The sequence below is a fragment of the Streptomyces ziwulingensis genome (assembly GCF_039542605.1).
Taxonomy (GTDB): Bacteria; Actinomycetota; Actinomycetes; order Streptomycetales; family Streptomycetaceae; genus Streptomyces; species Streptomyces ziwulingensis.
This window is the reverse complement of the sequence record NZ_BAABIG010000041.1, coordinates 1-23,570: the sequence shown is the minus strand read 5'-3', so window position 1 is coordinate 23,570 and position 23,570 is coordinate 1. Positions and strand designations below refer to the sequence as shown.

The window sequence follows — 23,570 nt, the reverse complement described above, 5'->3', positions numbered from 1 at the left end:
CGGGCGGGACATCCGGGCGGGGGCCCGAGCCGCCGGCAGGACGGCCGGCCGTCCGCTCACTCCACGCCGATCAGCAGGGGTGCGCCCTGCCGGCCGCCGCTGTACACCACCGTGTCGACGGCCAGGTACGTCTTCCGGACGCGTGCCTGGAGGTGGTCGGCGACGGTGTCGGGGGCCTCGTCGCCGAGGACGAGGGTGACGAGTTCGCCGCCGGCGGCGAGCATGCGGCCGAGGACGGTCTCGGCGACCGCGGTGACGTCCGAGCCGATCACCGCCACGTCGCCGTCCACGAGGCCGAGGACGTCACCGGCCTGGCAGATGCCGGCCGTGGTCCACGACTGGCGTTCGGCGACCGCGACCTCGGCGTAACGGGTGGCGCCGGCCGCGGAGGTCATCGCCACCACGTCCTCGTCGAAGCGCCGCTCGGGCTCGTGGACGGCGAGCGCCGCGAGGCCCTGGACCGCGGAGCGCGTCGGGATGAGGGCGACCCGCACGCCCGCCGTCCGGGCCTGCTCGGCCGCCGCGGCGGCGGTGTGCCGCAGTTCGGCGTCGTTCGGCAGCAGTACCACCTCCCGCGCGTGCGCACGGCGTACCGCCTCGACCAGCTCGCCGCTGGCGGGCGGCTCCCCGGGGCGGGCGAGCACGGCGATCGCGCCCGCCCGCGCGTACAGCCCGGCCAGTCCCTCGCCGGGCACGACGGCCACCACGGCCCGCTGGGCCCGCTCCCGGGGCGGGCGCCCGGCACCGGTGGTGTGCGCGTCGCCGTGGCCGAAGTGGGTGATCCGGATGCGGTGCGGCCGCCCCGCCTCGACGCCCGCCTCGACGGCCGCCCCGGCGTCGTCCACGTGCACGTGGACGTTCCACAGTCCGTCGCCGCCGACCACCACCAGGGAGTCCCCGAGGGCGTCCAGCCGCTCGCGCAGCCGCGCCACGGCGGTGTCGTCGGCCTCCAGGAGGTAGATCACCTCGAAGGCGGGGCCGTCCGCGCCCGGCGGGCACTCCGCGGCGGCCTCCGGTTCACCGGCCGGCGCGTCCCGCGCGGGGCCGGCGCCGTGCACCACGCGGGTGCGCGGCTCCCCCTGCCTCGCGCGGTGGTCGGTACGGGAGTCCGCCCCCGCGGTCCGCCCCGCGAACGTCTCCACCAGCGCCGCGAGCACCGTCACCAGACCGTGCCCGCCCGCGTCCACCACTCCGGCCCGCTTGAGGGCGGGCAGTTGTCCGGGGGTCGCGGCGAGCGCGGTGCGGGCGCCCTCGTAGGCGGCCCTGGCCACCGCTCCGCAGTCGCCCTCGGTGCCTTCGGCGGCCTCGGCGGCGGCGGTCGCGACCGACAGGACGGTCCCCTCCACGGGGCGGGCCACGGCCTGCCGCGCGGAGTCGGCCGCCTGCCGGAGGGCGAGCCGCAGGCCGGGCCCCTCGGTGTGGGCCCGCTCACCCTCGGCGGCGAGCACCAGGGCCATGCCGCGCAGCAACTGCGCCAGGATCGTCCCGGAATTGCCCCGCGCGCCGATCAGCGCCCCGTGCGCCATGGCCCGTACCGCCTCGGCGAGCGAGGGACCGGGCGGACCGCCGGTCCCGTCCGCCGCCCCGGTCTCCGTCTCGTGGGCCGAGAACACCGCCTCCACCGCCGCGGCGGCCGACTCGACGGTCAGATACATGTTGGTGCCGGTGTCCCCGTCCGCGACCGGATAGACGTTGATCGCGTCGATCTCCTCGCGGTGCCGCCCCAGCCCCCGCAGGGCCAGGCCGCACCAGGTGCGCACCGCCAGAGCGTCGAAGAACCTCTGCGGCACCTGCGCCACCTGCGCCTCCCTGAGCTGCGGATCGAGCGGCCGGACGTGGCACGCAGCGTAGACCCCGGGGCCGGTGCCCGGCGGCGGCGGGCCGGGACGGGCCGCTGAGCTGCCATGGTAGTTTCGTTGTACGGGAGCAGCCGTTGTATGCTGCTCCGGTTGCCCGATCTCGGTCGGGCCATTCCCCCTGGCACCGCCACTCAGTTCACGGCCGCTCGTCGAGAGTTCCGCGTCTTGATTCGGGCATGCCGGGATCAACCGTAAGTGCATCTGAAGTCTTTGGAGTGACCCGTGGCTGCCAACTGCGACGTCTGCGGCAAGGGGCCGGGCTTCGGCAACGCCATCTCGCACTCACACCGCCGTACTCCCCGTCGCTGGAACCCCAACATCCAGCGCGTGCGTACGGTGGTCGGCGGGACGCCGAAGCGCGTGAACGCTTGCACCTCGTGCATCAAGGCCGGCAAGGTCTCGCGCTGACGCTCAGCAACAGCGCGCGGCCACTGCTGGTTCGCTTGCCGAAAGCCGGTCCACCTCAGGTGGACCGGCTTTTTGCCATGCGCCCGCCCGGCAGCGGAGCCCAGGGCAGGCCCTAGGGCAGGCCCTGGACCGGACCCAGGCGCCCCCTCCACCCGTGGTCCACCGGCCCGATGCCCCCGCCGAGCGGGAAGCCGGCCGCTATCGCGCCGGTGACGTACTCCTTGGCGGCCGTCACCGCCTCCGGCACCGACCGGCCCCGTGCCAGGTACGTCGCGATCGCCGAGGCGAGGGTGCAGCCAGTGCCGTGGGTGTGCCGGTTGTCGTGGCGCGGTGCCCGCAGCCAGTGCTCCTCGGAGCCGTCGGTGAGCAGGTCCACGGCCTCGCCGGGCAGGTGGCCGCCCTTGATCAGCGCCCAGCGCGGCCCGAACTCCAGCAGGGCCGCCGCGGCCCGGCGCATCCCGTCCTCGGATGCGACCCGGACACCGGTGAGCTGTGCCACTTCGTCGAGGTTCGGTGTGGCCACCGTCGCCACCGGGAGCAGCTCGGCGCGTACGGAGTCCAGGGCGGAGGCGGCCAGCAGCGGGTCCCCGTGCTTGGAGACGCCGACCGGGTCGACCACGACCGGCGCGTCGGTGCCCGCGATCAGCTCGGCGACCGTCTCCACGAGGGCGGCCGAGGCGAGCATCCCGGTCTTGACCGCCTGCACCCCGATGTCGTCCACGACGCTGCGGTACTGCGCGCGGACCGCGTCCACCGGGAGTTCCCAGGCGCCCTGGACGCCCAGGGAGTTCTGCGCGGTCACCGCCGTGAGCACGCTCATGCCGTGCGCGCCCAGCGCGAGCATCGTCTTCAGGTCGGCCTGGATGCCCGCGCCGCCGCCGGAGTCGGAGCCCGCGACGGTCAGTACCCTCGGCGGCGCGCTCACGACTCGATCTCCCCGCCGAAGTGGTCCCAGCCGCCCTGGCTGGTCCAGGGCGCCCCGTCGACGGTGACCTGGGGCAGCGCCGAGGGGTGGAGGACCTCGCCGATCACCTTCCAGCGGGCGGGCAGTTTCACGTCCGGCGGGAAGGTCGCCACGATCGCGTGGTCCTCTCCCCCGGTCAGCACCCACTGCATGGGGTCGACGCCGACGGCCTGGCCGATGTCGTGCATCTGCGACGGTATGTCGACCTGCCCCGAACGGATGTCGATCCGCACCTTGCTCGCCTCCGCGATGTGCCCGAGGTCCGCGATCAGCCCGTCGCTCACGTCGCACATCGCCGTCGCCCCGAGCCCGGCCGCGGCCGGCCCCGCGTGGTACGGCGGTTCCGGGCGCCGGTGGGCCTCGACGAAGGCGCGCGGCGAGCGGAAACCCCGCGAGAGCACGGCGTATCCGGCGGCGGACCAGCCGAGCCAGCCGGTCACCGCGACCAGGTCGCCGGGGCGGGCGCCGCCCCGCGTCACCGGTTCCTGGTTGCGCAGGTCGCCGAGGGCGGTGATCGCCACGGTGATGGTGTCGCCGCGCACCACGTCGCCGCCGACCACCGCGGCACCCGCGACCTGGCACTCGTCGCGCAGCCCGTCCATCAGCTCGGTCGGCCAGGTCACCGGCAGTTCGGCGGGGACCACCAGGCCGAGCAGCAGCGCGGTCGGCACCGCGCCCATCGCGGCGATGTCGGCCAGGTTCTGCGCCGCCGCCTTGCGGCCCACGTCGTAGGCGGTGGACCAGTCGCGGCGGAAGTGCCGGCCCTCGACCAGGATGTCGGTACTGGCCACGACCCTGCGGTCGGGCGCGGCGACCACCGCGGCGTCGTCGCCGGGGCCGATCCGGACCGCCGGGGTGGTGGTGAGACGGGAGGTGAGCTCCCTGATGAGCCCGAACTCCCCCAGCTCACCCACAGTGCCCTTCATGGCCCTACTCCCTTTCCGTCCCGGTCCGAGCCCGGTCGCGCGTCGTCTGTGTCCTCATGACGGTCGAAACGACCGTCGAGCCGTGCGGTTCTCCCGGCCCGGCACACCGAGCCCCGTGCGCCGCGGGTCTCCCCGCGGCGAGCGGCGACGCGATACCGTGGCGTTCCTTTTCCCCACATGATCCTCGTGGCCGCCCTGGAGGTTCCGTGGTACAGGCGTACATCCTGATCCAGACCGAGGTCGGCAAGGCCTCGACCGTCGCCGAGACGATCAGCAAGATCCCTGGGGTGATCCAGGCCGAGGACGTGACCGGCCCGTACGACGTCATCGTGCGGGCGCAGTCGGACACCGTCGACGACCTGGGCCGCATGGTGGTCGCCAGAGTCCAGCGGGTGGACGGCATCACGCGCACCCTGACCTGCCCGGTCGTCCATCTCTAGTCCCCGTCTACCCTGTGCCGGTGAACTACTGTCGTCACCGGCTGCTCGGCCTGCCCGTGCTCGCTCTGCTGATCGCGGCCACGGGCTGCTCCTCGGACGACGCCCCGTCGGCGGCGCTCCCCAGCCCGGAGGCGAAGACCGCCGGGCTCTGCCGGGACCTGGACAAGGTACTGCCGTCGAAGGTGGACGGTGCGGGCCGTACCGATCCCGAGCCCGCCTCCGCGCTGACGGCGGGCTGGGGAAACCCGCTGATCATACTGCGCTGCGGGGTTCAGCGGCCGCCGAAGATGACCGATCCGAAGGTGGCCGAGGGCGCGGACGCGGACGCGGTGGCCGGCGGGGTGAACGGCGTCGACTGGCTGATGGAGCGGCAGGACGACGGGTCGTACCGCTTCACCTGCGCCAACCGGCTCGCCTACGTCGAGGTCACCGTGGACGCGGGCCGGGACAGTTCCAGTGTGCTGATCGACCTGGCCCCGGCCGTGAAGAAGGCGATCCCCGAGGGGATCGCCCTGTAGCACCCGGCCCGGCACCTCGGCGGGGTGCGCTCAGCGCAGCCCGGTCGGCCTGCGCAGCGCCGCCTGCACCAGCGTGTCCACCAGCTCCGGGTAGCTCACCCCGGTCGCCTGCCACATCTGCGGGTACATCGAGATGGGCGTGAAGCCGGGCAGCGTGTTGATCTCGTTGATCACGAACTCGCCGTCCTCGGTGAGGAAGAAGTCCGCGCGCACCAGCCCCTCGCAGGACGCCGCGTCGAACGCCTCGACCGCGAGCCGCCGCACCTCGGCGGTCTCCTCCTCGGTCAGCGGCGCGGGCACCATGCCGGGTGTGGAGTCGATGTACTTGGCCTCGAAGTCGTAGTACGCGTGCGCGCTGGGCGGCGGGATCTCGGCGGGCACGGAGGCGCGCGGCCCGTCCTCGAACTCCAGCACGCCGCACTCGATCTCGCGGCCGGTCAGCGCGGCCTCCACGAGGAACTTCGGGTCGTGCCGCCGGGCCTCGGTGATCGCCTCGTCGAGTCCGGCGAGGCCGTCGACCTTGGTGATGCCGATGGAGGAGCCGGCCCGGGCGGGCTTCACGAACAGCGGCCAGCCGTGCTCGCCGGCGAAGTCCACGATTTTCTTACGGGCGCCCGGCTCGTCCCGCTCCCACTCGCGCGGCCGGATCACCACGTACGGGCCCACCTTGAGCCCGAAGGAGGTGAACACCCGCTTCATGTACTCCTTGTCCTGGCCGACGGCCGAGGCGAGCACACCCGAACCGACGTACGGCACACCGGACAGCTCCAGCAGTCCCTGCAAGGTGCCGTCCTCGCCGTACGGGCCGTGCAGCACCGGGAAGACCACGTCGACCTCGCCCAGCGCCTTGGGCACCGAACCCGGCTCGCTGTAGACGACTTCGCGGTTGGCGGGGTCGACGGGGAGCACCACGGTGCCCTCGGCCGACTCGGCGAGCTGCGCCACGTTCGGCGTGCGCCGGTCGGTGATCGCCATGCGGTCCGGATCGTCGGCGGTGAGCGCCCAGCGGCCGTCGGAGGTGATGCCGATCGGCAGGACGTCGTACTTCGTCCGGTCGATGGCGGCGAGGACGGCGCCGGCGGTGACCACGGAGATCCCGTGTTCGGAGCTGCGCCCGCCGAACACGACGGCCACCCGCGGTTTACGGGGCGGCTGCTCGGGGCTCTGGGAGAGGTTCTCGGTGCTCATATCGCGTTGAGACTACCCGCCCGTAGGGCCACGAGACAGCGTCGGCCCCCGGGCGAAAGGGGGACCGTCGCCGAGCGCGGTGGCACAGTCCCTCAGCGTCGTTCCGGCTTCGCGCTGCGCGACATCAGCTCCTTGACGGCCACCACCGGGGACTTGCCCTCGTGCACGATCGCGACGACCGTCTCGGTGAGCGGCATGTCGACGCCGTGCCGCCGGCCGAGTTCCAGCACCGACTGGCAGGACTTGACGCCCTCGGCGGTCTGCCTGGTGACCGCGATGGTCTCGTCCAGGGTCATGCCCTTGCCGAGGTTGGTGCCGAAGGTGTGGTTGCGGGACAGCGGCGAGGAGCAGGTCGCCACCAGGTCGCCCAGGCCCGCGAGTCCGGCGAAGGTCAGCGGGTCGGCGCCGAGGGCGACGCCGAGGCGGGTGGTCTCGGCGAGTCCGCGGGTGATGAGCGAGCCCTTGGCGTTGTCGCCGAGGCCCATGCCGTCCGCGATGCCGACGGCCAGCCCGATCACGTTCTTCACCGCGCCGCCGAGTTCGCAGCCGATGACGTCGGTGTTGGTGTACGGCCGGAAGTACGGCGTGTGGCAGACGGCCTGGAGGCGCTGGGCGACGGCCTCGTCGGTGCAGGCGACCACGGCGGCGGCCGGCCTGCGAGCGGCGATCTCCCGGGCCAGGTTGGGGCCGGTGACCACGGCGACGCGGTCCGCGCCGACCTTGGCGACGTCGCCGATCACCTCGCTCATCCGCATCGCGGAGCCGAGTTCGACGCCCTTCATCAGGGACACCAGGACGGTGTCCGGGGCGAGCAGCGGGGCCCACTCGGCGAGGTTGGCGCGCAGGGTCTGCGAGGGGACGGACAGCACCGTGAAGTCGGCGCCGGCGGCGGCCTCGGCCGGGTCGGTGGTGGCCCGCAGGTTCGCGGGGAGTTCGACGCCCGGCAGGTAGTCGGGGTTGGCGCGGGTGGTGTTCACCGCCTCGGCGACCTCGGTGCGCCGGGCCCACAGGGTGACCTCGCAGCCGGCGTCGGCGAGCACCATGCCGAAGGCCGTGCCCCATGAACCGGCGCTGAACACCGCCGCCTTTACCGCCTCGCTCACGTGCTCCGCCCTTCTGACGGGTTGCCCCGCGCCTTGGTCCGCGCCTCGGCCCGCGCCTGTTCCGCCCGGGTCCTGCGCCGCTGCTCGGTCCGCTCCCGGCGCGGGTCGTAGGGCGTGTCGGGAGCCTTCTCGCCGCGGATCTCCTCCAGCAGGCCGGTGATGGCGGCCATGATGACCTCGGTGGCCTCCTTCAGCACCTGCGGCGTCATCTCCTCCCCGTAGAAACGGGTGAGGTCGACCGGCGGGCCGGCCAGCACGCGGTGGGTCTTGCGGGGGAGGATGCTCGGCTTGCCGGTGTACGGCGGCAGCAGTTCGTTGCAGCCCCACTGGGCGACCGGGACGACGGGGCACTTGGTCTGCAGGGCGACGCGCGCGGCGCCGGTCTTGGCCGTCATCGGCCAGCCCTGCGGGTCGCGGGTGAGGGTGCCCTCGGGGTAGAACGCGACGCACTCGCCGCGCTCGACGGCGTCGATGGCCGCCCGGAAGGCGCTGAGCGCGTCCGTGCTCTCCCGGTAGACGGGGATCTGCCCGGTGCCGCGCATCGCGGCGCCGAGGAAGCCCTTCCGGAAAAGGGCGGCCTTCGCGAGGAATCGTGGCACCCGGCCGGTGTTGTACTGGTAGTGCGCGTATGCGAAGGGATCGACGTAAGAATTGTGATTCACGGCGGTGATGAATCCACCCTCGGCCGGAATGTGTTCCATTCCCCGCCAGTCCCGCTTGATGAGGACCATCAGCGGCGGTTTGCAGAGCACCGCGGCGAAGCGATACCAGAAGCCGATTCTGCGGCGGGGCACGCGGACACCTTCCTTCAGGGCCTGGACGCGGCCAGGGGGGCCGCACAAGTGTCGCCCCAGGCCGCCGGTCTGTCGAGGACACCGTACGCCCCGGCAATCGGGGCGCCGGAGCCCCCGGGTGACAATGAGCGCGACAAGAGAGGGACGGATCCCCTGTGCAGTGGAGCTTGGTCGTACCCGTGAAGCCCTTGGCCCGGGCCAAGAGCAGGCTGTCGGACACGGCCGGCGAAGAGGTGCGGCCTGAGCTGGCGCTCGCCTTCGCGCTGGACACCGTGACCGCCGCGCTGGCCTGCTCCGCCGTGGCCGATGTGGCAGTCGTCACGGAGGATCCCCGGGCGGGTCGGGAGCTGGCCGCGCTCGGCGCGGCCGTCGTCGCCGGCGAACCGGGCGGGGGTCTGAACGCGGCCCTGGCCCACGCGGTGACCGCCGTGCGCGCCGCCCGCCCCGGAACTCCGGTGGCGGCTCTGAACGCCGATCTCCCCGCGCTCCGTCCGGCGGAATTGACCCGGGTACTGAATGCGGCCGCGCAATTCCCGCGGGCTTTTCTGCCGGATGCGGCAGCAATCGGTACGACGCTGCTGGCGGCCGGCGCCGACCGCGCACTGCTTCCCGCTTTCGGCGCGGATTCCCGGGCCCGGCACCGCGCCTCGGGCGCACGGGAGATCCGGCTGGACGCGGTGGACTCCGTACGGCAGGACGTCGACACCGGTGCGGATCTGCGGGCCGCGCTGGCGCTCGGGGTGGGTCCGCACACGGCCGCCGCCGCCGCACGGCTGCTGATCGCGGAGCAGTAGGCTGGCGTCATGCAGGCGACCGCGTACACCTACGACCCGGACAGCCGCAGCGGACAGGTGCTGCTGGACGACGGCACCCCGGTGCCCTTCGACACGGCGGCGTTCGACGCGGGCGGTCTGCGGCTGCTGCGCCCCGGACAGCGGGTGCGGATCGAGACCGCGGGCGAGGGCGCGGCCCGGCGGATCACGCTGGTGACCTTGCAGACGCTCTGACCTGGGGGCCTCGGCTCCCCGGAACAGGCCGCGGGCCGGACTCCGAGAGGGAGTCCGGCCCGGCGCGTGAGTGCCCTGGTGCCCTGTGGCCCGCTACTTCTTGCGGGCGGTGGCCTTCTTGGCGGTGGTCTTGCGCGCGGTCGACTTCTTGGCCGGCGCCTTCTTGGCCGTGGTCTTCTTCGCCGGCGCGCTCTTCGCGGCGGTCTTCTTCGCCGTGGGGGTGGCGGCCGACTTCTTGGCGGGGGCCTTCTTCGCCGCGGCCGCCGACGCCGTCGTCTTCGCCGCCGTGGGGGTGGCGGTCTTCTTGGCGGTGGTCTTCTTCGCCGCGCCGGTGGCCTTCTTCGCCGCCGAGGTGGTCTTCTTGGCCGCGCCCGTCGCCTTCTTGGCGGCGGCCTTCTTGCCCACGCTCTTGGAGAGGGTGGGGGGCGGGCCGGAGAGGCTGCCCTTGGGGGCCTTCTTGACCGCGATGTCGTTCTTCGGGAGCTTCTTCGAGCCGCTGACCAGGTCCTTGAAGCCCTGACCGGCACGGAAGCGCGGCACGGAGGTCTTCTTGACCCGAACCCGCTCGCCCGTCTGGGGGTTGCGGGCGTAGCGCGCCGGACGGTCGACCTTCTCGAAGGAACCGAAGCCGGTGACCGAGACCCGGTCCCCCGCGACCACCGCGCGGACCACGGCGTCCAGGACCGCGTCGACGGCGTCGGCGGCCTGCTGCCGCCCACCCATCTTGTCGGCAATCGCTTCTACGAGCTGCGCCTTGTTCACGTCTTCCCCTTCGGAGACATTGCCAGAACGAGAATGTTCAAGCGTTTTCGCACGTTAGGCAGATATATACCGCAAATCAAACACGAAACGGGCTAATCACCCTTGTGCCGCAGCGGACTCGGCTGTCCCGGCCCGTTCAGCGTTGCTCGTCGGGGATTCGTCCCTCGTCGAGATCCGCGGTGAACCGCTCCAGACGCCTTGCCGCATCGGTGAGATCGTGTTTGGCCGCGGCCGTAATGACCAGCAGCTTCCGGGTCAGCGCCATCCGTACGCCCTCCGGGACTTGCAGTGCGCGCACTCTTGTGTGCGCTTCCTTGAGCCGGATCGCGACCGCCGCATAGAGCTGGAGTTGGCCGTCGTGTTCCATGCACAGATTGTGCCATCTGGGGCGAGTTGTCGCCTGCGCAGGGGGCAACTGTCGCCTCGAACGGCCTCACCGACCCGCCCGGCAACTGCCTTCACCTGTCTCTCGTACCCTCCCAACCACCCGTTTAACGTGGGACGTTGACCCTCGTGAGGTCCGCGCCGGGGTGCGTCCGGGCCCGGACATGGCGGTACCCCCGATCGGACCGATCGGGGGTACAGCGTACGTGCGCGGGTGGCCGAAACTCGACCCTGCGGGGGCTTCGGATCAGACCGGGAGCGTCCGCGGCTTGTGGGACGGGCGCTTCGCCTCGTACGTGGCGATGTCCTGCTCGTTCTGGAGGGTGATCGAGATGTCGTCCAGGCCGTTCAGCAGCCGCCAGCGGGAGTTCTCGTCCAGCTCGAAGGGGGCGGTGACGCCCTCGGCGCGTACTTCGCGGGCCTCCAGGTCGACGGTGATCTCGGCCTGCGGGTCGCGCTCGGTCAGCGCCTGCAGGGTGTCCACGGTCTGCTGGTCGATGACCACCGTGAGCAGGCCGTTCTTCAGCGAGTTGCCGCGGAAGATGTCGGCGAAGCGGGAGGAGATCACCGTCTTGAAGCCGTAGTTCTGCAGCGCCCAGACGGCGTGCTCGCGGGAGGAGCCGGTGCCGAAGTCGGGGCCGGCGACCAAGACGGTGGCGCCCTGCCGCTCGGGTTGGTTCAGGATGAAGGACGGGTCCTTGCGCCAGGCCTCGAACAGCCCGTCCTCGAACCCGTCCCGGGTCACCTTCTTGAGCCAGTGGGCCGGGATGATCTGGTCGGTGTCGACGTTGCTGCGGCGCAGCGGCACGGCCCGGCCGGTGTGGGTGGTGAATGCTTCCATGGCTGATCAGACTCCAGCGGGCGTGGGGGCGTCGGCGGCGGACAGGTCGGCCGGGGAGGACAGGTGCCCCGTGACCGCCGTCGCGGCGGCGACCTGCGGGGACACCAGGTGGGTACGTCCGCCCTTGCCCTGCCGGCCCTCGAAGTTGCGGTTGGAGGTGGAGGCGGAGCGCTCACCGGGGGCGAGCTGGTCGGGGTTCATGCCCAGGCACATGGAGCAGCCCGCGTGCCGCCATTCGGCCCCGGCCTCCTTGAAGACCACGTCCAGGCCCTCGGAGACGGCCTGCAGTCCCACCCGCGCCGAGCCCGGCACGACCAGCATCCGTACGCCGTCGGCGACTTTGCGGCCCTGGACGATCTCGGCGGCGGCCCGCAGGTCCTCGATCCGCCCGTTGGTGCAGGACCCCACGAAGACGGTGTCCACCTTGATGGAGCGCAGCGTCTGCCCGGCCTCCAACCCCATGTACTCCAGCGCCTTTTCCGCGGCGAGCCGCTCCGAGGCGTCCTCGTACGCGGCCGGGTCCGGGACGGCCGCCGAAAGCGGTGCGCCCTGGCCGGGGTTGGTGCCCCAGGTGACGAACGGGGACAGCGCGGCGGCGTCGATGACGACCTCGGCGTCGAACTCGGCGTCGTCGTCCGAGCGCAGCGTCTTCCAGTACTCGACCGCCGCGTCCCAGTCGGCGCCCTCGGGGGCGTGCGGGCGGCCCTGGAGGTAGGCGAAGGTGGTCTCGTCGGGGGCGATCATGCCCGCGCGGGCGCCGGCCTCGATCGACATGTTGCAGATGGTCATGCGGGCCTCCATCGAGAGCTGCTCGATGGCCTCGCCGCGGTACTCCAGGATGTAGCCCTGGCCGCCGCCGGTGCCGATCCGCGCGATGATCGCCAGGATCAGGTCCTTGGCGGTGACGCCGTCGGGCAGCGCGCCCTCGACCGTGATCGCCATGGTCTTGGGGCGGGCCAGCGGCAGCGTCTGGGTGGCCAGCACGTGCTCGACCTGGGAGGTGCCGATGCCGAACGCCAGCGCGCCGAAGGCGCCGTGGGTGGAGGTGTGCGAGTCGCCGCAGACGACGGTGGTGCCGGGCTGGGTCAGGCCGAGCTGCGGGCCGACGACGTGGACGACGCCCTGCTCGATGTCGCCCAGCGGGTGCAGCCGGACGCCGAACTCGGCGCAGTTCTTGCGCAGCGTCTCGAGCTGGACCCGGGAGACCGGGTCGGCGATCGGCTTGTCGATGTCGAGCGTCGGGGTGTTGTGGTCCTCGGTGGCGATGGTCAGGTCGAGCCGGCGCACCGTCCGGTCGCTCTTGCGGAGGCCGTCGAAGGCCTGCGGGCTGGTCACCTCGTGCAGCAGGTGCAGATCGATGAAGAGGAGGTCGGGCTCGCCCTCGGCGCGCCGGACGACGTGATCGTCCCAGACCTTCTCCGCGAGTGTCCTACCCATCGCTTTCCCTCCGGTCGGCGACAACGCGCCGACCCAACTAGAGATCTTGAGCAGACGGCGCCCGCGCCCCTGTTTCCCAGGCATCCGCCGCCAGGCCCGTACGTCACGGGCCGTTGTGACTTCGTGCTCTCCAGGGTGGCGCTTTCCATGGAAAATTGAACTTGCGTTTCACAGAGTGAGACGCGAGTATCGTTGCATGGACAACAGTAGCGGCGTCGGCGTTCTGGACAAGGCGGCCCTCGTCCTGAGCGCTCTGGAGTCCGGTCCGGCCACCCTCGCGGGGTTGGTCGGTGCGACCGGACTGGCACGACCCACGGCCCACCGGCTGGCCGTGGCCCTGGAACACCACCGCATGGTGGCGCGGGACATGCAGGGCCGTTTCATTCTCGGCCCGCGCCTGTCCGAGCTGGCCGCCGCGGCGGGTGAGGACCGGCTGCTCGCCACGGCGGGGCCGGTCCTCACCCACCTGCGGGACGTCACGGGCGAGAGCGCACAGCTCTACCGCCGCCAGGGCGACATGCGGATCTGTGTCGCCGCGGCGGAGCGGCTGTCCGGGCTGCGGGACACGGTCCCGGTCGGTTCCACGCTGACCATGAAGGCCGGTTCGTCGGCGCAGATCCTGATGGCCTGGGAGGAGCCGGAGCGGCTGCACCGCGGTCTGCAGGGTGCCCGTTTCACGGCGACGGCCCTGTCGGGTGTGCGGCGGCGCGGCTGGGCCCAGTCCATCGGCGAGCGGGAGCCGGGGGTGGCGTCGGTCTCCGCTCCGGTGCGCGGCCCGTCGAACCGGGTGGTGGCCGCGGTCTCGGTCTCGGGTCCGATCGAGCGGCTGTCGCGTCACCCGGGCCGGATGCACGCCCAGGCGATCATCGACGCGGCCGGCCGTCTCTCGGAGGCCCTGCGCCGCACCAACTGACGCTCCTCGCGAGACAGGGCCGGCCTCGACGCCGCGGCAGGCCCTGACGCCGGTGAGGCCTCCGCCACCAGCCGGAACACACCCGCCGCACAACGAGAAGGCCCCCCGCCTCAAGCGTTTCCGCTGAGGAGAGGAGCCGTCGTACTGTACCCCCGACCGGATTCGAACCGGCGCTACCGCCTTGAGAGGGCGGCGTGCTAGGCCGCTACACAACGGGGGCGTGGACACTGCGTTTTCGCAGGTCCGAGCTGGTCTACCTGGACTCGAACCAAGACTAACGGAACCAGAAACCGTCGTGCTGCCAATTACACCATAGACCAAAGTGGTTTAGACCATTGCGGGTCGAACCCATCAGTACCCCCGACCGGATTCGAACCGGCGCTACCGCCTTGAGAGGGCGGCGTGCTAGGCCGCTACACAACGGGGGCCCTAGCGATCCTGCGTCAGGTACAGCGGGTGCGACCCGGACTGTTCCCGCGGGAAGGATCTGTACCCCCGACCGGATTCGAACCGGCGCTACTGCCTTGAGAGGGCAGCGTGCTAGGCCGCTACACAACGGGGGCTTCGCGGAGCTGGTCTCCGCTGGTGCAGATGAGCTCTGCGAGCTGGCCTACCTGGACTCGAACCAAGACTAACGGAACCAGAAACCGTCGTGCTGCCAATTACACCATAGGCCACTGGAACTCAAGCCCTTGCAGGGATCTTGTTCTAGTGTGCTCCTCCGGTTTGCGGCCTTTCGGCCCGCTCTCCGGCGGCGCAGGAAGAACATTACCCGAAGGTGGACGGGGCTCCAAAACGAGTATCGGAGCCGAGGACGGCGGGCAGTTCGGCGAGGGAGGCGATGCGGCGGGGGCCGACGGGCGGCTCGACGGTGGCGTACGCCCCGCCGCGGTCGATCCACACCGACAGCAGCCCGGCCGCCGCGGCGCCGCGGCCGTCGATCTCCGGGTGGTCGCCCACGTAGGCGACCTCGGCCGGGGCCAGGGAGAGGGCTTCGCAGGCGGCCAGGAAGGCGCCGGGCTCGGGTTTGGAGATGCCCAGTTCGGCGGCGCACAGGATGGCCTCGAAGCGGTCGTGGACGCCGAGTACGCGCAGTTTGCGGTCCTGGACGGTGAGGCTGGAGTTGGAGAGCACGGCGTGCCGGTGGCTGGTGGCGAGGGCGTCCAGCACGGGCAGGACGTCCGGGAAGAGCGCCCAGGCGGCCTCGTAGTGGACCAGGTACCGCAGGAACCAGTCGTCGGCCTCGGCGTCCGTCAGCTCCGGCCGGTCCAGGAAGACCCGGGTGCGGTCGCGCCGCTGGGTGACGAAGTCGACCTCGCCGGCGGCGAAGCGGGCCCACTGGAGGTCGGTGATCTCCCGCCAGTGGGTGAGGGCCTCCTCGGCGGTGCCGTAGCGGTCGAGCAGCTCCTCGGCCACGAGGTGGGCGCGCATGCCCTCGCGGTCCGCGGAGGTGTAGTCGAAGAGCGTGTCGTCGACGTCCCAGACCACGGCTTTGATCGTCATGTCTTCGACCGTACCGCCGGGCGGCGGGCGGTCACAGGGGGCCGGGCGCGGGAGGACGGCGAAGGGGCGGTGCCCCCCGGTCGGGAGCACCGCCCCCGCGCGCGGGCGTACGTCGGGCGGGCGGGCGTCAGGCGGTCAGCCTGGCCAGTGCCGCGTCGATCCGGGCCAGCGCCTTCTCCTTGCCCAGGATCTCCAGGGACTCGAAGAGCGGCAGGCCGACCGTGCGGCCGGTGACGGCGACGCGGACCGGGGCCTGGGCCTTGCCGAGCTTGAGGCCGTGGGCCTCGCCGGCGGCCAGGACGGCCTCCTTCAGGGACTCCGGGGAGTTCCAGTCGGCCGCGTCCAGCTTCTCGCGGGCCGTGCGGAGCAGCGCGTCCGAGCCCTCCTTCATCGCCTTGGTCCAGCTCGCCTCGTCCTGGGCGGGCTCGGCGAGGAAGAGGAAGTCGACGTTCTCGGTGATCTCGGAGAGGACCTTCAGGCGGGTCTGCGCGTGCGGCGCGATCGCCTGCCACTTGGCCTCGTCGAAGTCCTCCGGTGCCCAGGTGGCGAAGGGCGCCCGCAGCCAGGGGCGGCAGCGCTCGGCGAACTCCGCCGGCGCCAGCAGCCGGATGTGGTCGGCGTTGATCGCCTCGGCCTTCTTCAGGTCGAAGCGGGCCGGGTTGGGGTTGACGTCGCCGACGTCGAAGGCCGCGACCATCTCCTCGATCGTGAAGATGTCCTGGTCGGCCGAGAGGGACCAGCCCAGCAGGGAGAGGTAGTTGAGCAGGCCCTCGGGGAGGAAGCCGCGCTCGCGGTAGAGGTTGAGCGACGACTGCGGGTCGCGCTTCGACAGCTTCTTGTTGCCCTCGCCCATCACGTACGGCAGGTGGCCGAAGGCGGGGATCTCCTTGGCGAGGCCCAGCTCGATCAGCGCCCTGTACAGGGCGATCTGGCGCGGGGTGGAGGAGAGCAGGTCCTCGCCGCGCAGGACGTGGGTGATCTCCATCGCCGCGTCGTCGACCGGGTTGACCAGCGTGTACAGCGGGGCGCCGTTGGCGCGGACGATGCCGTAGTCCGGGACGTTCTCCGCGGTGAAGGTCAGCTCGCCGCGGACCAGGTCGGTGAAGGTGATCGTCTCGTCGGGCATCCGGAAGCGGACGATCGGCGTGCGGCCCTGGGCCTCGTACGCCTCGACCTGCCCGGCGCTCAGGTCGCGGCAGTGGCCGTCGTAGCCGGACGGCCGGCCGGCCGCGCGGGCGGCGTCGCGGCGGGTGTCCAGCTCCTCCTGGGAGCAGTAGCAGCGGTAGGCGTGGCCGGCGTCGAGCAGCTTCGCCGCGACGTCCTTGTACAGGTCCATGCGCCGCGACTGGCGGTACGGCTCGTGCGGGCCGCCGACCTCGGGGCCCTCGTCCCAGTCGAAGCCGAGCCAGCGCATCGAGTCCAGGAGCTGCCGGTAGGACTCCTCGGAGTCGCGGGCCGCGTCGGTGTCCTCGATGCGGAAGACCAGGGTGCCGCCGTGGTGCCGGGCGAACGCCCAGTTGAACAGGGCGGTGCGGACCAGGCCCACGTGCGGGTTGCCGGTGGGCGAGGGACAGAAACGGACACGGACTGCTGGGGAGGGTGCGCTAGCCACGCTTGACAACCTTGTTGGTGAGAGTGCCGATGCCTTCGATGGTGACGGCGACCTCGTCGCCGACGTTCAGGGGGCCGACCCCGGCCGGGGTGCCGGTGAGGATCACGTCGCCCGGGAGCAGCGTCATCGCCTCGGTGATGTTGACGATGAGGTCCTCGATCGAGTGGATCATCTCGCTGGTGCGGCCGAGCTGGCGCTGCCGGCCGTTGACGGTGAGCTGGATCGTCAGGTCGGCGGGGTCGAGGTCGGTCTCCACCCAGGGGCCGAGCGGGCAGGAGCTGTCGAAGCCCTTGGCCCGCGCCCACTGCTTCTCGCGGCGCTGCACGTCGCGGGCGGTGATGTCGTTGGCGCAGGTGTAGCCGAGGATGACGTCCTTGACGCGCTCGCGCGGCACCTCGCGGCACATCCGGCCGATCACCACGGCCAGCTCGGCCTCGTGGTGCACCTCCTGGGAGAAGGAGGGGTACTGGATCGGGTCGCCGGAGCCGATCACGGAGGTCGACGGCTTGAAGAAGGCGAACGGGGCGTCGGGCACCTCGTTGCCGAGTTCGCGGGCGTGCTCGGCGTAGTTGCGGCCGAAGGCCACGACCTTGTTGGGGAGCACCGGCGGCAGCAGCCGTACCTTGCTCAGCGGCACCTTGGTGCCGGAGAGCTCGAAGTCCGCGAACGGGATGCCCTTGATGATGTCGAGGACGAGCTGGTCCGGCTGGTCGCCCTCGACCGCGCCGAAAGCGACATTCCCGTCGATGGAGAACCTGGCGATGCGCACGGGTTGCTTGGCCCCTTGACTGATGCGGCTGGAGTCTGACGCTCCAGGCTAACGCGGCAGGCGGGCGCCGACCTCGCGCATTACCGGCGGCGCCGGACTACCGCGCGGCGGACCACTCCACGGCGGGGACCGGGGCGGGGATCTCCATGAGGATGGTGCGGCGCGGGTTGGCGGTCTGGGCCGGGAGCTCAACGGGGTGCTCCGGACGCTCCGGCGTCTGGAGGTCGTCGGCGTCCTCCAGGTGTGCCAGCGTCGTGCGCCGCGGGTTGGCGATGTTCTGGAACAGCAGCGTCGTCTTCACGGTTCTACGAGACCTTGTCGTTTCCGGGCGCCGCGAGGCCGCGAGGACCTCCGTGGAGGCCGCGAGGACCCGGTCAGGGCGCGGTTGTCGGATTTGCCTACTCTGTAAAGCGCCAGGCTAAACATGCGGTTCCCCAGCGGTGACGGCGGGGACTCATGATCTCCGTGTGAGTTTGCTCACTTGACAAGGTGTAAACAGGTCATAAGGGACCAGCTTACCGACGTCACGAAACGGACATCAGCCACCCGAAGCTCTCATTCCGCTCCTGATCATGGCGACTGGGACACCCTCCACATGCTGACGGTTCGCGGACTTCCGCCCGTTTTGCGAGTACCGGCTTTCTACACCTGGTGATCCGGTCCTCACGTGCTGTCACGTATGCCGTCGGCTGACCCGGGGCCCTTGTTGGAGATCCTGCTCTGTGCTGCAATTCCACGGACCGCCGCAGGATCGAGCCGGCGCACAGGGGGCGCAGCGAAGCGCCGAGTGGCGGCAAGAGGGGGAACCCGCGCCGGTCACTCACGACCACCACGGGGGCGTATTCAGGGCGCTCCCATGACGCCGACACCGTGTCCCGCCGTTCACGCGGAGGGGCGCCTGGTCCAGAGGTTGCGACGCTAGTGCAGGGACGTTTCAAGAGGGATGGCAGCGCTTCGGCGGAGCCGGAGCCGCACGGCGGGGCCGAGCGCGGTTCCTCGCCCCAGCACGCCCAGATCCCGGGCCAGGGCCCGGCCCCGTCCGGCGACAGCAGTGGCGAGCGCCCCGGTCGCCCCGGGCCGGCCGCACCTCCCGGCGCGCCCGGAAAGGCCGCGTCCGGCAAGGCGTCGCCCCCGAAGCCGGCGAAGACCTCCACCGGTCCGGGGCCGCGAATAGCCCTGCGCAACTGGCGTATCTCCACCCGCCTGGTGTCGCTGCTGGCCCTCCCCGTGGTCGCGGCCACCTCGCTGGGCGCGCTGCGCATCAACCAGTCGATGGACGACATCCAGCAGCTCGACAACATGAAGCTGCTGACCGAGATGACCAAGCAGGCCACCGAACTGGCCGCCGCGCTCCAGGAGGAGCGCGACCAGTCCGCGGGCCCGCTGGCGCACAACTCCGCCTCCGCCGCCACCGCGGTCAAGGGCGACCGGGAGAAGACCGACCGGGCCCTGAAGAACTTCCTCGACAGCTCCGAGGACATCGACAGTGCCAGCAAGGACGGCAACCTCCAGGGCGTCCGCGACACGGTCGTCGGCCTCGCGAGCGACCTGAACGACCTCAGCAAGATCCGTACCGCCGCCTACCAGTCCAAGGACAACTCGACGCAGACGGTCGAGGCGTACCACCGCCTCGTCACCCACCTGCTCGACCTCTCCCAGGACATGGCCGAGGCGACCAGCAACCCCGACATGATCCAGCGCACCCGCGCGCTGTCGGCCTTCTCGGCCGCCAAGGAGTACGCCTCCGTGCAGCGCGCCGTCATCGCGGCGGCGCTGCCCGCGAGCAACACCACGGCCGGCGACCTGTCCGAGAACGACCGGCTGTACGCCGAGGCGGCGCTCCAGTCCCAGCGCTCCGAACTGCGCAGCTTCACCAGCATCTACGGCGGCGGCTCCGAGGATCTGCTCAAGCCGATCGAGGAGAACAACCCGACGATCGAGGCCAGCGACAAGTACGCCGGCCGGGTGCTCGCCAGCGAGGGCGCGATCAAGGGCATGGAGAAGCAGTCCTACCAGGACTGGCTGGACGACAGCTCCAGCAAGATCCAGCAGATGTCCAACATCGAGCACACGCTGCTGGAGGACATGGAGCAGAAGGCGCGCGAGCTGCGGGCCGAGTCGGAGCGCGAGGCGATCCTCTCCGGTGCGCTGATCCTGATCGTGCTCGGTGTCTCCCTGGTCGGCGCCTTCGTGGTGGCCCGCTCCATGATCCGCTCGCTGCGCCGGCTGGAGGAGACCGCCACCCGGGTCGCCTCCGACCGCCTGCCCGAGCTGGTCAAGCAGCTCTCCGAGTCCGACCCGCAGGACGTCGACACCTCCGTGGAGTCGGTCGGTGTGCACTCCCGGGACGAGATCGGCAAGGTGGCCGCGGCCTTCGACGACGTGCACCGCGAGGCGGTCCGACTCGCCGCCGAGCAGGCCCTGCTGCGGGGCAACGTCAACGCGATGTTCACCAACCTCTCGCGCCGCTCCCAGGGCCTGATCCAGCGCCAGCTCTCGCTCATCTCCGAACTGGAGTCCCGCGAGGCCGACCCGGACCAGCTCTCCTCGCTCTTCAAGCTCGACCACCTCGCCACCCGCATGCGCCGTAACGGTGAGAACCTGCTGGTCCTCGCCGGTGAGGAGCCCGGCCGCCGGTGGACCCGCCCGGTTCCGCTGGTGGACGTGCTGCGGGCCGCCGCCTCCGAGGTGGAGCAGTACGAGCGCATCGAGCTGGCCTCCGTGCCGACCACCGAAGTGGCCGGCCGGGTCGTCAACGACCTCGTGCACCTGCTCGCCGAGCTGCTGGAGAACGCGACCTCGTTCTCGTCGCCGCAGACCAAGGTCAAGGTCACCGGTCACGCGCTGCCCGACGGCCGGGTGCTGATCGAGATCCACGACACCGGCATCGGTCTCTCCCCCGAGGACCTCGCGGCGATCAACGAGCGGCTCGCCGCGCCGCCCACCGTGGACGTCTCGGTCTCCCGCCGGATGGGTCTGTTCGTGGTCGGCCGGCTCTCCCAGCGCCACGGCATCCGCATCCAGCTCCGCCCCTCCGACTCCGGTGGCACGACCGCACTCGTCATGCTGCCCGTGGATGTCGCCCAGGGCGGCCGCAAGCCGCAGGCCAAGGGCGGTCAGCCCGGTGTCACCGGCGGTCCGGCCGCCGCGCAGGCCGCGGCCGGGGTGGCGGCGGCCCGCCGCGGCACCGGTCAGAACAGCGCGGTCGGCGCCGGTGCGCCCGGTGGCGGTGCCCTCGGCGCGGGTGCCCCGAACGGTGGCCGGCTCGCCGCGGGGCAGGGTCCCCGGGCGGCGCTGCCCGGCCGGGACGGCGGCCGTCCGGGTGCGCCCGACGGCGCGCGCGGTGGCCAGGCGCCCCAGTCCTCGCAGCCGCCGGCTCCGCAGGGGCGGCCCGCCCCGGCGGGCGCGGGTGCCGGACAGGTGCCGGGTGCTCCGCAGGGTCTGCAGGCGGCGGGCCTGAACGCGCCGCAGGGCCAGGACGCCTTCGGCAACCGCCCGCCGGCCGCCCCGCAGCGCGGGCGCCGCAAGGGCAACGCCGGCGGCGACGCCGAGCGGGGCCGCCGTCCGCAGCTCCCGCCGCGCGGCGCGCCGCGGGCCGAGCTGCCCGGCGGCAACCCGCAGCCCCGGCCGAGCTGGAGCGACGAGAACGCGCAGCTTCCCGTGGGGCGCGGTGCGCTGGACGCGCCGCGCGGCCACGAGGAGCCGGACGTCTCCCGTCCTTCCGTCCCGCCGCGCGGGGACGACCGGCAGGGTCCGGGTGCCACCGCCGAGCTGCCCGTGGTCCCGCGCTACGACGAGCAGCAGGGTCCCGGCTCCACGGCCGAGTTCGCCCGCCCCGACTTCGACGCTCCGGCGCCGGGTGCGGCCGAGCCGCGCCGCACCGACCCGTTCGCCGTGCCGGACCGGAACGCTCCGGCCGCCGCGGACCAGTTCGGCCGCGGCGGTGGTTACCCGCCGCAGCACACCGGCCAGAACGGCGCCCAGGACAACGGCGCGTACGTGCGCTCGGACGTCTTCGGCGCCCCGGCCCCCGCGCAGGGCTACGACGACGGCTCCACCGGCCGCTACGAGGGCCAGTACCCGGCCCCGACCGGCCAGTACGGCCGTCCGGACAGCGGCGACACCGGCCAGTACCAGCGCCCGGACGGCGGTGAGAGCGGCCAGTACCAGCGTCCCGACAGCGGCGACACCGGCCAGTTCCAGCGGCCGAACAGCGGCGACACCGGCCAGTACGGCCGTCAGGACAGCGGCGACACCGGCCAGTTCCAGCGCCCGGACGGCGGTGACATCGGTCAGTACCAGCGGCCGGGCGGCACCGACCCCGGCCGGTACGAGCCGCAGAACCCCGCCGACACCGGCCAGTTCCAGCGGCCGGGCGGCACCGACCCGGCCCGGTACGAGCCGCAGCACCACGCCGAGACCGGTCAGTACCAGCGTCCGCACAACGGTGACGCCGGTCGGTACCAGGGTCCGAACGGCGCCGACGCCGGCCGGTACGAGCCGCAGAACCCGGCCGCCACCGGCCAGTTCGAGCGGCCGCAGCTCGGCGGCGCCCCCCACGGGAACGACTTCGGCGCGCCGCGTCGTCCGGTCCGGCGGGAGCCGGAGGCACTGCCCCCGGCCGGTCCCGGTGACGGACGGACGCCGCTGTTCGACACGTTGGAGACCAACTGGTTCCGCGGCCAGCGTCAGGAACGGCCGGAGAACGACGGCCCGGCCTCCGCGCCGGCCCCGGAACAGCCGCAGACCCCCGCGGCGTCGCAGTCCGCTCCCCCTCAGCGTCCCGCGACCTCCTCCTGGCGCAGCTCGCCCAACGACGACCTCGTCCGGCAGGCCGAGCGTGTCCGGCAGCCGGCCGCGGGCGGCATCACCACCTCCGGCCTGCCGCGCCGGGTGCCTCGCGCGAACCTCGTGCCGGGCACAGCTCAGCAGCAGTCCCACCAGAACGGTCCGCAGGTCTCGCGCGCGCCCGACGAAGTGCGCGGTCGGCTGACCAATCTCCGTCGCGGTATCGCACAGGGCCGTCAGGCGGGAACCGGCCAGACCGGCAGTTTCCCGAGGCCCACTCACCAGCAGGAGCGTTAGTTGAGCCCGATGAGCCAGGCGGCACAGAACCTCAACTGGTTGATCACGAATTTCGTGGACAACACCCCCGGGGTGTCCCACACCGTCGTCGTGTCCGCGGACGGACTTCTTCTGGCGATGTCCGAGGGTTTCCCTCGCGACCGCGCCGACCAGCTCGCGGCCGTCGCCTCGGGCCTGACCTCACTGACGGCCGGGGCGTCCCGGATCTTCGAGGGCGGGGACGTGGCACAGACGGTCGTGGAGATGGAACGCGGGTTCCTCTTCCTCATGTCCGTCTCGGACGGCTCGTCGCTGGCCGTCCTCGCCCACCCCGAGTGCGACATCGGCCTGGTGGGCTACGAGATGGCTCTCCTGGTCGACCGCGCGGGCGCGGTTCTCACGCCCGACCTGCGCGCCGAACTACAAGGCAGTCTGCTGCACTGATCGGCCCCGGCACCACCCGTCTCACCAAATCACCGTCCGGCCGCCACAATCCCCCCACCGGCCTCGTCAGACGGCTAGACCGACCGACTTGCTGTCCCGCCCGGAGGATTCATGACCCCGCCCACCGCCTCTCATGATCCGTACGCGGAGCCGTACGAGGACGAGGGCGACCAGCCGCTGGTCCGTCCCTACGCGATGACCGGCGGCCGGACCCGGCCGCGCTATCAGCTCGCCATCGAGGCGCTGATCAGCACCACGGCCGATCCGGCAGCGCTCATGGGACTGCTCCCGGAGCATCAGCGCATCTGCCACCTGTGCCGCGAGGTGAAATCGGTGGCGGAGGTGTCGGCACTGCTGGCGATGCCGCTGGGCGTCGCCCGGATTCTGGTCGCGGACCTCGCCGAGGCCGGACTCGTCGCCATCCATCAGCCGGGCGGCGACGAGAGCAACGGCGGCGCTCCGGACGTGACACTGCTCGAAAGGGTGCTCAGTGGACTTCGCAAGCTCTGACGGAGGTGGTCGCGCGACCACCTCCGCCAAGATCGTGGTGGCCGGCGGCTTCGGCGTCGGCAAGACCACGTTCGTGGGTGCCGTATCGGAGATCAACCCGCTGCGCACCGAGGCCGTCATGACG

23 protein-coding genes, 5 tRNA genes and 1 pseudogene are annotated in these 23,570 nt (G+C 72.0%); 10 read left to right on the top strand and 19 right to left on the bottom strand.

Annotation, left to right across the window (positions count from 1 at the left end; translation table 11 throughout):
• Nucleotides 1-56: 56 nt before the first annotated feature.
• Nucleotides 57-1,799 carry a DAK2 domain-containing protein gene (locus ABEB00_RS20570; RefSeq protein ID WP_345621372.1) on the bottom strand — a complete coding sequence of 581 codons (1,743 nt, stop codon included), beginning with the start codon at nt 1,797-1,799 and terminating at the stop codon, nt 57-59.
• 282 nt (nt 1,800-2,081) lie between these two features.
• On the opposite strand from ABEB00_RS20570, the gene rpmB reads away from it, so the two are divergent.
• Entirely contained in the window at nt 2,082-2,267 is a 186-nt protein-coding gene (gene rpmB, locus ABEB00_RS20565) for a 50S ribosomal protein L28 (protein ID WP_105970634.1), read from the top strand.
• Nucleotides 2,268-2,379: 112 nt separating this feature from the next.
• On the opposite strand, the gene thiD is transcribed toward rpmB, so the two are convergent.
• Entirely contained in the window at nt 2,380-3,192 is an 813-nt protein-coding gene (thiD, locus tag ABEB00_RS20560; RefSeq protein WP_345621370.1) for a bifunctional hydroxymethylpyrimidine kinase/phosphomethylpyrimidine kinase, read from the bottom strand.
• Entirely contained in the window at nt 3,189-4,157 is a 969-nt protein-coding gene (locus ABEB00_RS20555; RefSeq protein ID WP_345621369.1) for a thiamine-phosphate kinase, read from the bottom strand. The genes thiD and ABEB00_RS20555 overlap by 4 nt, the downstream gene beginning before the upstream one ends.
• Nucleotides 4,158-4,363: 206 nt before the next feature.
• On the opposite strand from ABEB00_RS20555, the gene ABEB00_RS20550 reads away from it, so the two are divergent.
• Nucleotides 4,364-4,597, top strand: coding sequence for an Lrp/AsnC family transcriptional regulator (locus ABEB00_RS20550; RefSeq protein ID WP_345621368.1), 234 nt, complete (start codon nt 4,364-4,366; stop codon nt 4,595-4,597).
• A gap of 20 nt (nt 4,598-4,617) precedes the next feature.
• On the top strand, nt 4,618-5,115 hold the full coding sequence (locus ABEB00_RS20545; protein ID WP_345621367.1) for a DUF3515 domain-containing protein: 498 nt from the start codon (nt 4,618-4,620) through the stop codon (nt 5,113-5,115).
• A gap of 30 nt (nt 5,116-5,145) precedes the next feature.
• Here ABEB00_RS20545 and ABEB00_RS20540 read toward each other — a convergent pair whose 3' ends face one another.
• The 3 genes from ABEB00_RS20540 to ABEB00_RS20530 all read right to left on the bottom strand — a co-directional run bounded on the left by ABEB00_RS20540 (nt 5,146) and on the right by ABEB00_RS20530 (nt 8,200).
• A complete protein-coding gene (locus ABEB00_RS20540) occupies nt 5,146-6,303 on the bottom strand; it encodes a D-alanine--D-alanine ligase family protein (RefSeq protein WP_345621366.1) in 1,158 nt (385 codons plus the stop codon).
• Between the two features lie 92 nt (nt 6,304-6,395).
• A complete protein-coding gene (locus ABEB00_RS20535) occupies nt 6,396-7,406 on the bottom strand; it encodes an NAD(P)H-dependent glycerol-3-phosphate dehydrogenase (RefSeq protein ID WP_345621365.1) in 1,011 nt (336 codons plus the stop codon).
• Nucleotides 7,403-8,200 (bottom strand): lysophospholipid acyltransferase family protein, encoded by a 798-nt coding sequence (locus tag ABEB00_RS20530; protein WP_345621364.1) that lies wholly within the window; start codon nt 8,198-8,200, stop codon nt 7,403-7,405. Before ABEB00_RS20530 ends, ABEB00_RS20535 begins: the two co-directional genes overlap by 4 nt.
• Nucleotides 8,201-8,355: 155 nt before the next feature.
• On the opposite strand from ABEB00_RS20530, the gene cofC reads away from it, so the two are divergent.
• Both cofC and ABEB00_RS20520 read left to right on the top strand, forming a co-directional pair.
• Entirely contained in the window at nt 8,356-8,994 is a 639-nt protein-coding gene (gene cofC, locus ABEB00_RS20525) for a 2-phospho-L-lactate guanylyltransferase (RefSeq protein WP_345621362.1), read from the top strand.
• Nucleotides 8,995-9,003: 9 nt separating this feature from the next.
• Entirely contained in the window at nt 9,004-9,207 is a 204-nt protein-coding gene (locus ABEB00_RS20520) for a hypothetical protein (RefSeq protein WP_345621361.1), read from the top strand.
• A gap of 93 nt (nt 9,208-9,300) precedes the next feature.
• On the opposite strand, the gene ABEB00_RS20515 is transcribed toward ABEB00_RS20520, so the two are convergent.
• The 4 genes from ABEB00_RS20515 to leuC form a co-directional block, all read right to left on the bottom strand.
• Nucleotides 9,301-9,969 carry an HU family DNA-binding protein gene (locus tag ABEB00_RS20515; protein ID WP_345621360.1) on the bottom strand — a complete coding sequence of 223 codons (669 nt, stop codon included), beginning with the start codon at nt 9,967-9,969 and terminating at the stop codon, nt 9,301-9,303.
• A gap of 136 nt (nt 9,970-10,105) precedes the next feature.
• Nucleotides 10,106-10,336: an SCO5555 family protein gene (locus ABEB00_RS20510; RefSeq protein ID WP_345621359.1), complete on the bottom strand. Its 231-nt coding sequence runs from the start codon at nt 10,334-10,336 to the stop codon at nt 10,106-10,108.
• Nucleotides 10,337-10,600: 264 nt separating this feature from the next.
• Nucleotides 10,601-11,194, bottom strand: a complete 594-nt coding sequence (leuD, locus tag ABEB00_RS20505) for a 3-isopropylmalate dehydratase small subunit (RefSeq protein WP_345621357.1) — start codon at nt 11,192-11,194, stop codon at nt 10,601-10,603.
• 6 nt (nt 11,195-11,200) lie between these two features.
• Nucleotides 11,201-12,631 (bottom strand): 3-isopropylmalate dehydratase large subunit, encoded by a 1,431-nt coding sequence (leuC, locus tag ABEB00_RS20500; protein ID WP_345621355.1) that lies wholly within the window; start codon nt 12,629-12,631, stop codon nt 11,201-11,203.
• 196 nt (nt 12,632-12,827) lie between these two features.
• On the opposite strand from leuC, the gene ndgR reads away from it, so the two are divergent.
• Nucleotides 12,828-13,544 carry an IclR family transcriptional regulator NdgR gene (gene ndgR, locus ABEB00_RS20495; RefSeq protein WP_345621354.1) on the top strand — a complete coding sequence of 239 codons (717 nt, stop codon included), beginning with the start codon at nt 12,828-12,830 and terminating at the stop codon, nt 13,542-13,544.
• Between the two features lie 147 nt (nt 13,545-13,691).
• Here ndgR and ABEB00_RS20490 read toward each other — a convergent pair.
• The 9 genes from ABEB00_RS20490 to ABEB00_RS20450 form a co-directional block, all read right to left on the bottom strand.
• A tRNA-Glu gene (locus ABEB00_RS20490) sits at nt 13,692-13,764 on the bottom strand.
• A gap of 28 nt (nt 13,765-13,792) precedes the next feature.
• A tRNA-Gln gene (locus ABEB00_RS20485) sits at nt 13,793-13,864 on the bottom strand.
• Nucleotides 13,865-13,899: 35 nt separating this feature from the next.
• Nucleotides 13,900-13,972 (bottom strand) — tRNA-Glu (locus ABEB00_RS20480).
• A 62-nt stretch (nt 13,973-14,034) separates the two neighbouring features.
• Nucleotides 14,035-14,107: transfer RNA gene (locus ABEB00_RS20475), tRNA-Glu, on the bottom strand.
• Between the two features lie 42 nt (nt 14,108-14,149).
• Nucleotides 14,150-14,221 (bottom strand) — tRNA-Gln (locus ABEB00_RS20470).
• A 91-nt stretch (nt 14,222-14,312) separates the two neighbouring features.
• Nucleotides 14,313-15,047, bottom strand: coding sequence for an HAD family hydrolase (locus tag ABEB00_RS20465; protein WP_345621353.1), 735 nt, complete (start codon nt 15,045-15,047; stop codon nt 14,313-14,315).
• A gap of 127 nt (nt 15,048-15,174) precedes the next feature.
• A complete protein-coding gene (gltX, locus tag ABEB00_RS20460) occupies nt 15,175-16,659 on the bottom strand; it encodes a glutamate--tRNA ligase (protein WP_345621352.1) in 1,485 nt (494 codons plus the stop codon).
• Nucleotides 16,652-17,428 (bottom strand): fumarylacetoacetate hydrolase family protein, encoded by a 777-nt coding sequence (locus ABEB00_RS20455; protein ID WP_345621351.1) that lies wholly within the window; start codon nt 17,426-17,428, stop codon nt 16,652-16,654. The genes gltX and ABEB00_RS20455 overlap by 8 nt, the downstream gene beginning before the upstream one ends.
• A gap of 97 nt (nt 17,429-17,525) precedes the next feature.
• Nucleotides 17,526-17,729 (bottom strand): hypothetical protein, encoded by a 204-nt coding sequence (locus ABEB00_RS20450; protein WP_345621350.1) that lies wholly within the window; start codon nt 17,727-17,729, stop codon nt 17,526-17,528.
• Nucleotides 17,730-18,349: 620 nt separating this feature from the next.
• On the opposite strand from ABEB00_RS20450, the gene ABEB00_RS20445 reads away from it, so the two are divergent.
• From ABEB00_RS20445 to ABEB00_RS20430, 4 genes and pseudogenes are all read left to right on the top strand, one after another.
• Entirely contained in the window at nt 18,350-22,513 is a 4,164-nt protein-coding gene (locus ABEB00_RS20445) for a sensor histidine kinase (protein ID WP_345621348.1), read from the top strand.
• 9 nt (nt 22,514-22,522) lie between these two features.
• Entirely contained in the window at nt 22,523-22,936 is a 414-nt protein-coding gene (locus tag ABEB00_RS20440) for a roadblock/LC7 domain-containing protein (protein ID WP_005479910.1), read from the top strand.
• Nucleotides 22,937-23,047: 111 nt separating this feature from the next.
• The gene (locus ABEB00_RS20435; protein ID WP_200262880.1) at nt 23,048-23,446 is read left to right on the top strand and encodes a DUF742 domain-containing protein; all 399 of its coding nucleotides are present in this window, start codon (nt 23,048-23,050) and stop codon (nt 23,444-23,446) included.
• Nucleotides 23,427-23,570, top strand: a pseudogene (locus ABEB00_RS20430) (ATP-binding protein); the annotation flags it as partial. The gene ABEB00_RS20435 and the pseudogene ABEB00_RS20430, both read left to right, overlap by 20 nt.

What these genes read in the sequence shown, in the direction of transcription:
- leuC (WP_345621355.1), bottom strand. Translation starts at nt 12,631, where the DNA reads ATGGGTAGGACACTCGCGGAGAAGGTCTGGGACGATCACGTCGTCCGG.
- ABEB00_RS20435 (WP_200262880.1), top strand. Translation starts at nt 23,048, where the DNA reads ATGACCCCGCCCACCGCCTCTCATGATCCGTACGCGGAGCCGTACGAG.
- ABEB00_RS20510 (WP_345621359.1), bottom strand. Translation starts at nt 10,336, where the DNA reads ATGGAACACGACGGCCAACTCCAGCTCTATGCGGCGGTCGCGATCCGG.
- ABEB00_RS20465 (WP_345621353.1), bottom strand. Translation starts at nt 15,047, where the DNA reads ATGACGATCAAAGCCGTGGTCTGGGACGTCGACGACACGCTCTTCGAC.
- ndgR (WP_345621354.1), top strand. Translation starts at nt 12,828, where the DNA reads ATGGACAACAGTAGCGGCGTCGGCGTTCTGGACAAGGCGGCCCTCGTC.
- ABEB00_RS20540 (WP_345621366.1), bottom strand. Translation starts at nt 6,303, where the DNA reads ATGAGCACCGAGAACCTCTCCCAGAGCCCCGAGCAGCCGCCCCGTAAA.
- ABEB00_RS20440 (WP_005479910.1), top strand. Translation starts at nt 22,523, where the DNA reads ATGAGCCAGGCGGCACAGAACCTCAACTGGTTGATCACGAATTTCGTG.
- ABEB00_RS20520 (WP_345621361.1), top strand. Translation starts at nt 9,004, where the DNA reads ATGCAGGCGACCGCGTACACCTACGACCCGGACAGCCGCAGCGGACAG.
- ABEB00_RS20555 (WP_345621369.1), bottom strand. Translation starts at nt 4,157, where the DNA reads ATGAAGGGCACTGTGGGTGAGCTGGGGGAGTTCGGGCTCATCAGGGAG.
- leuD (WP_345621357.1), bottom strand. Translation starts at nt 11,194, where the DNA reads ATGGAAGCATTCACCACCCACACCGGCCGGGCCGTGCCGCTGCGCCGC.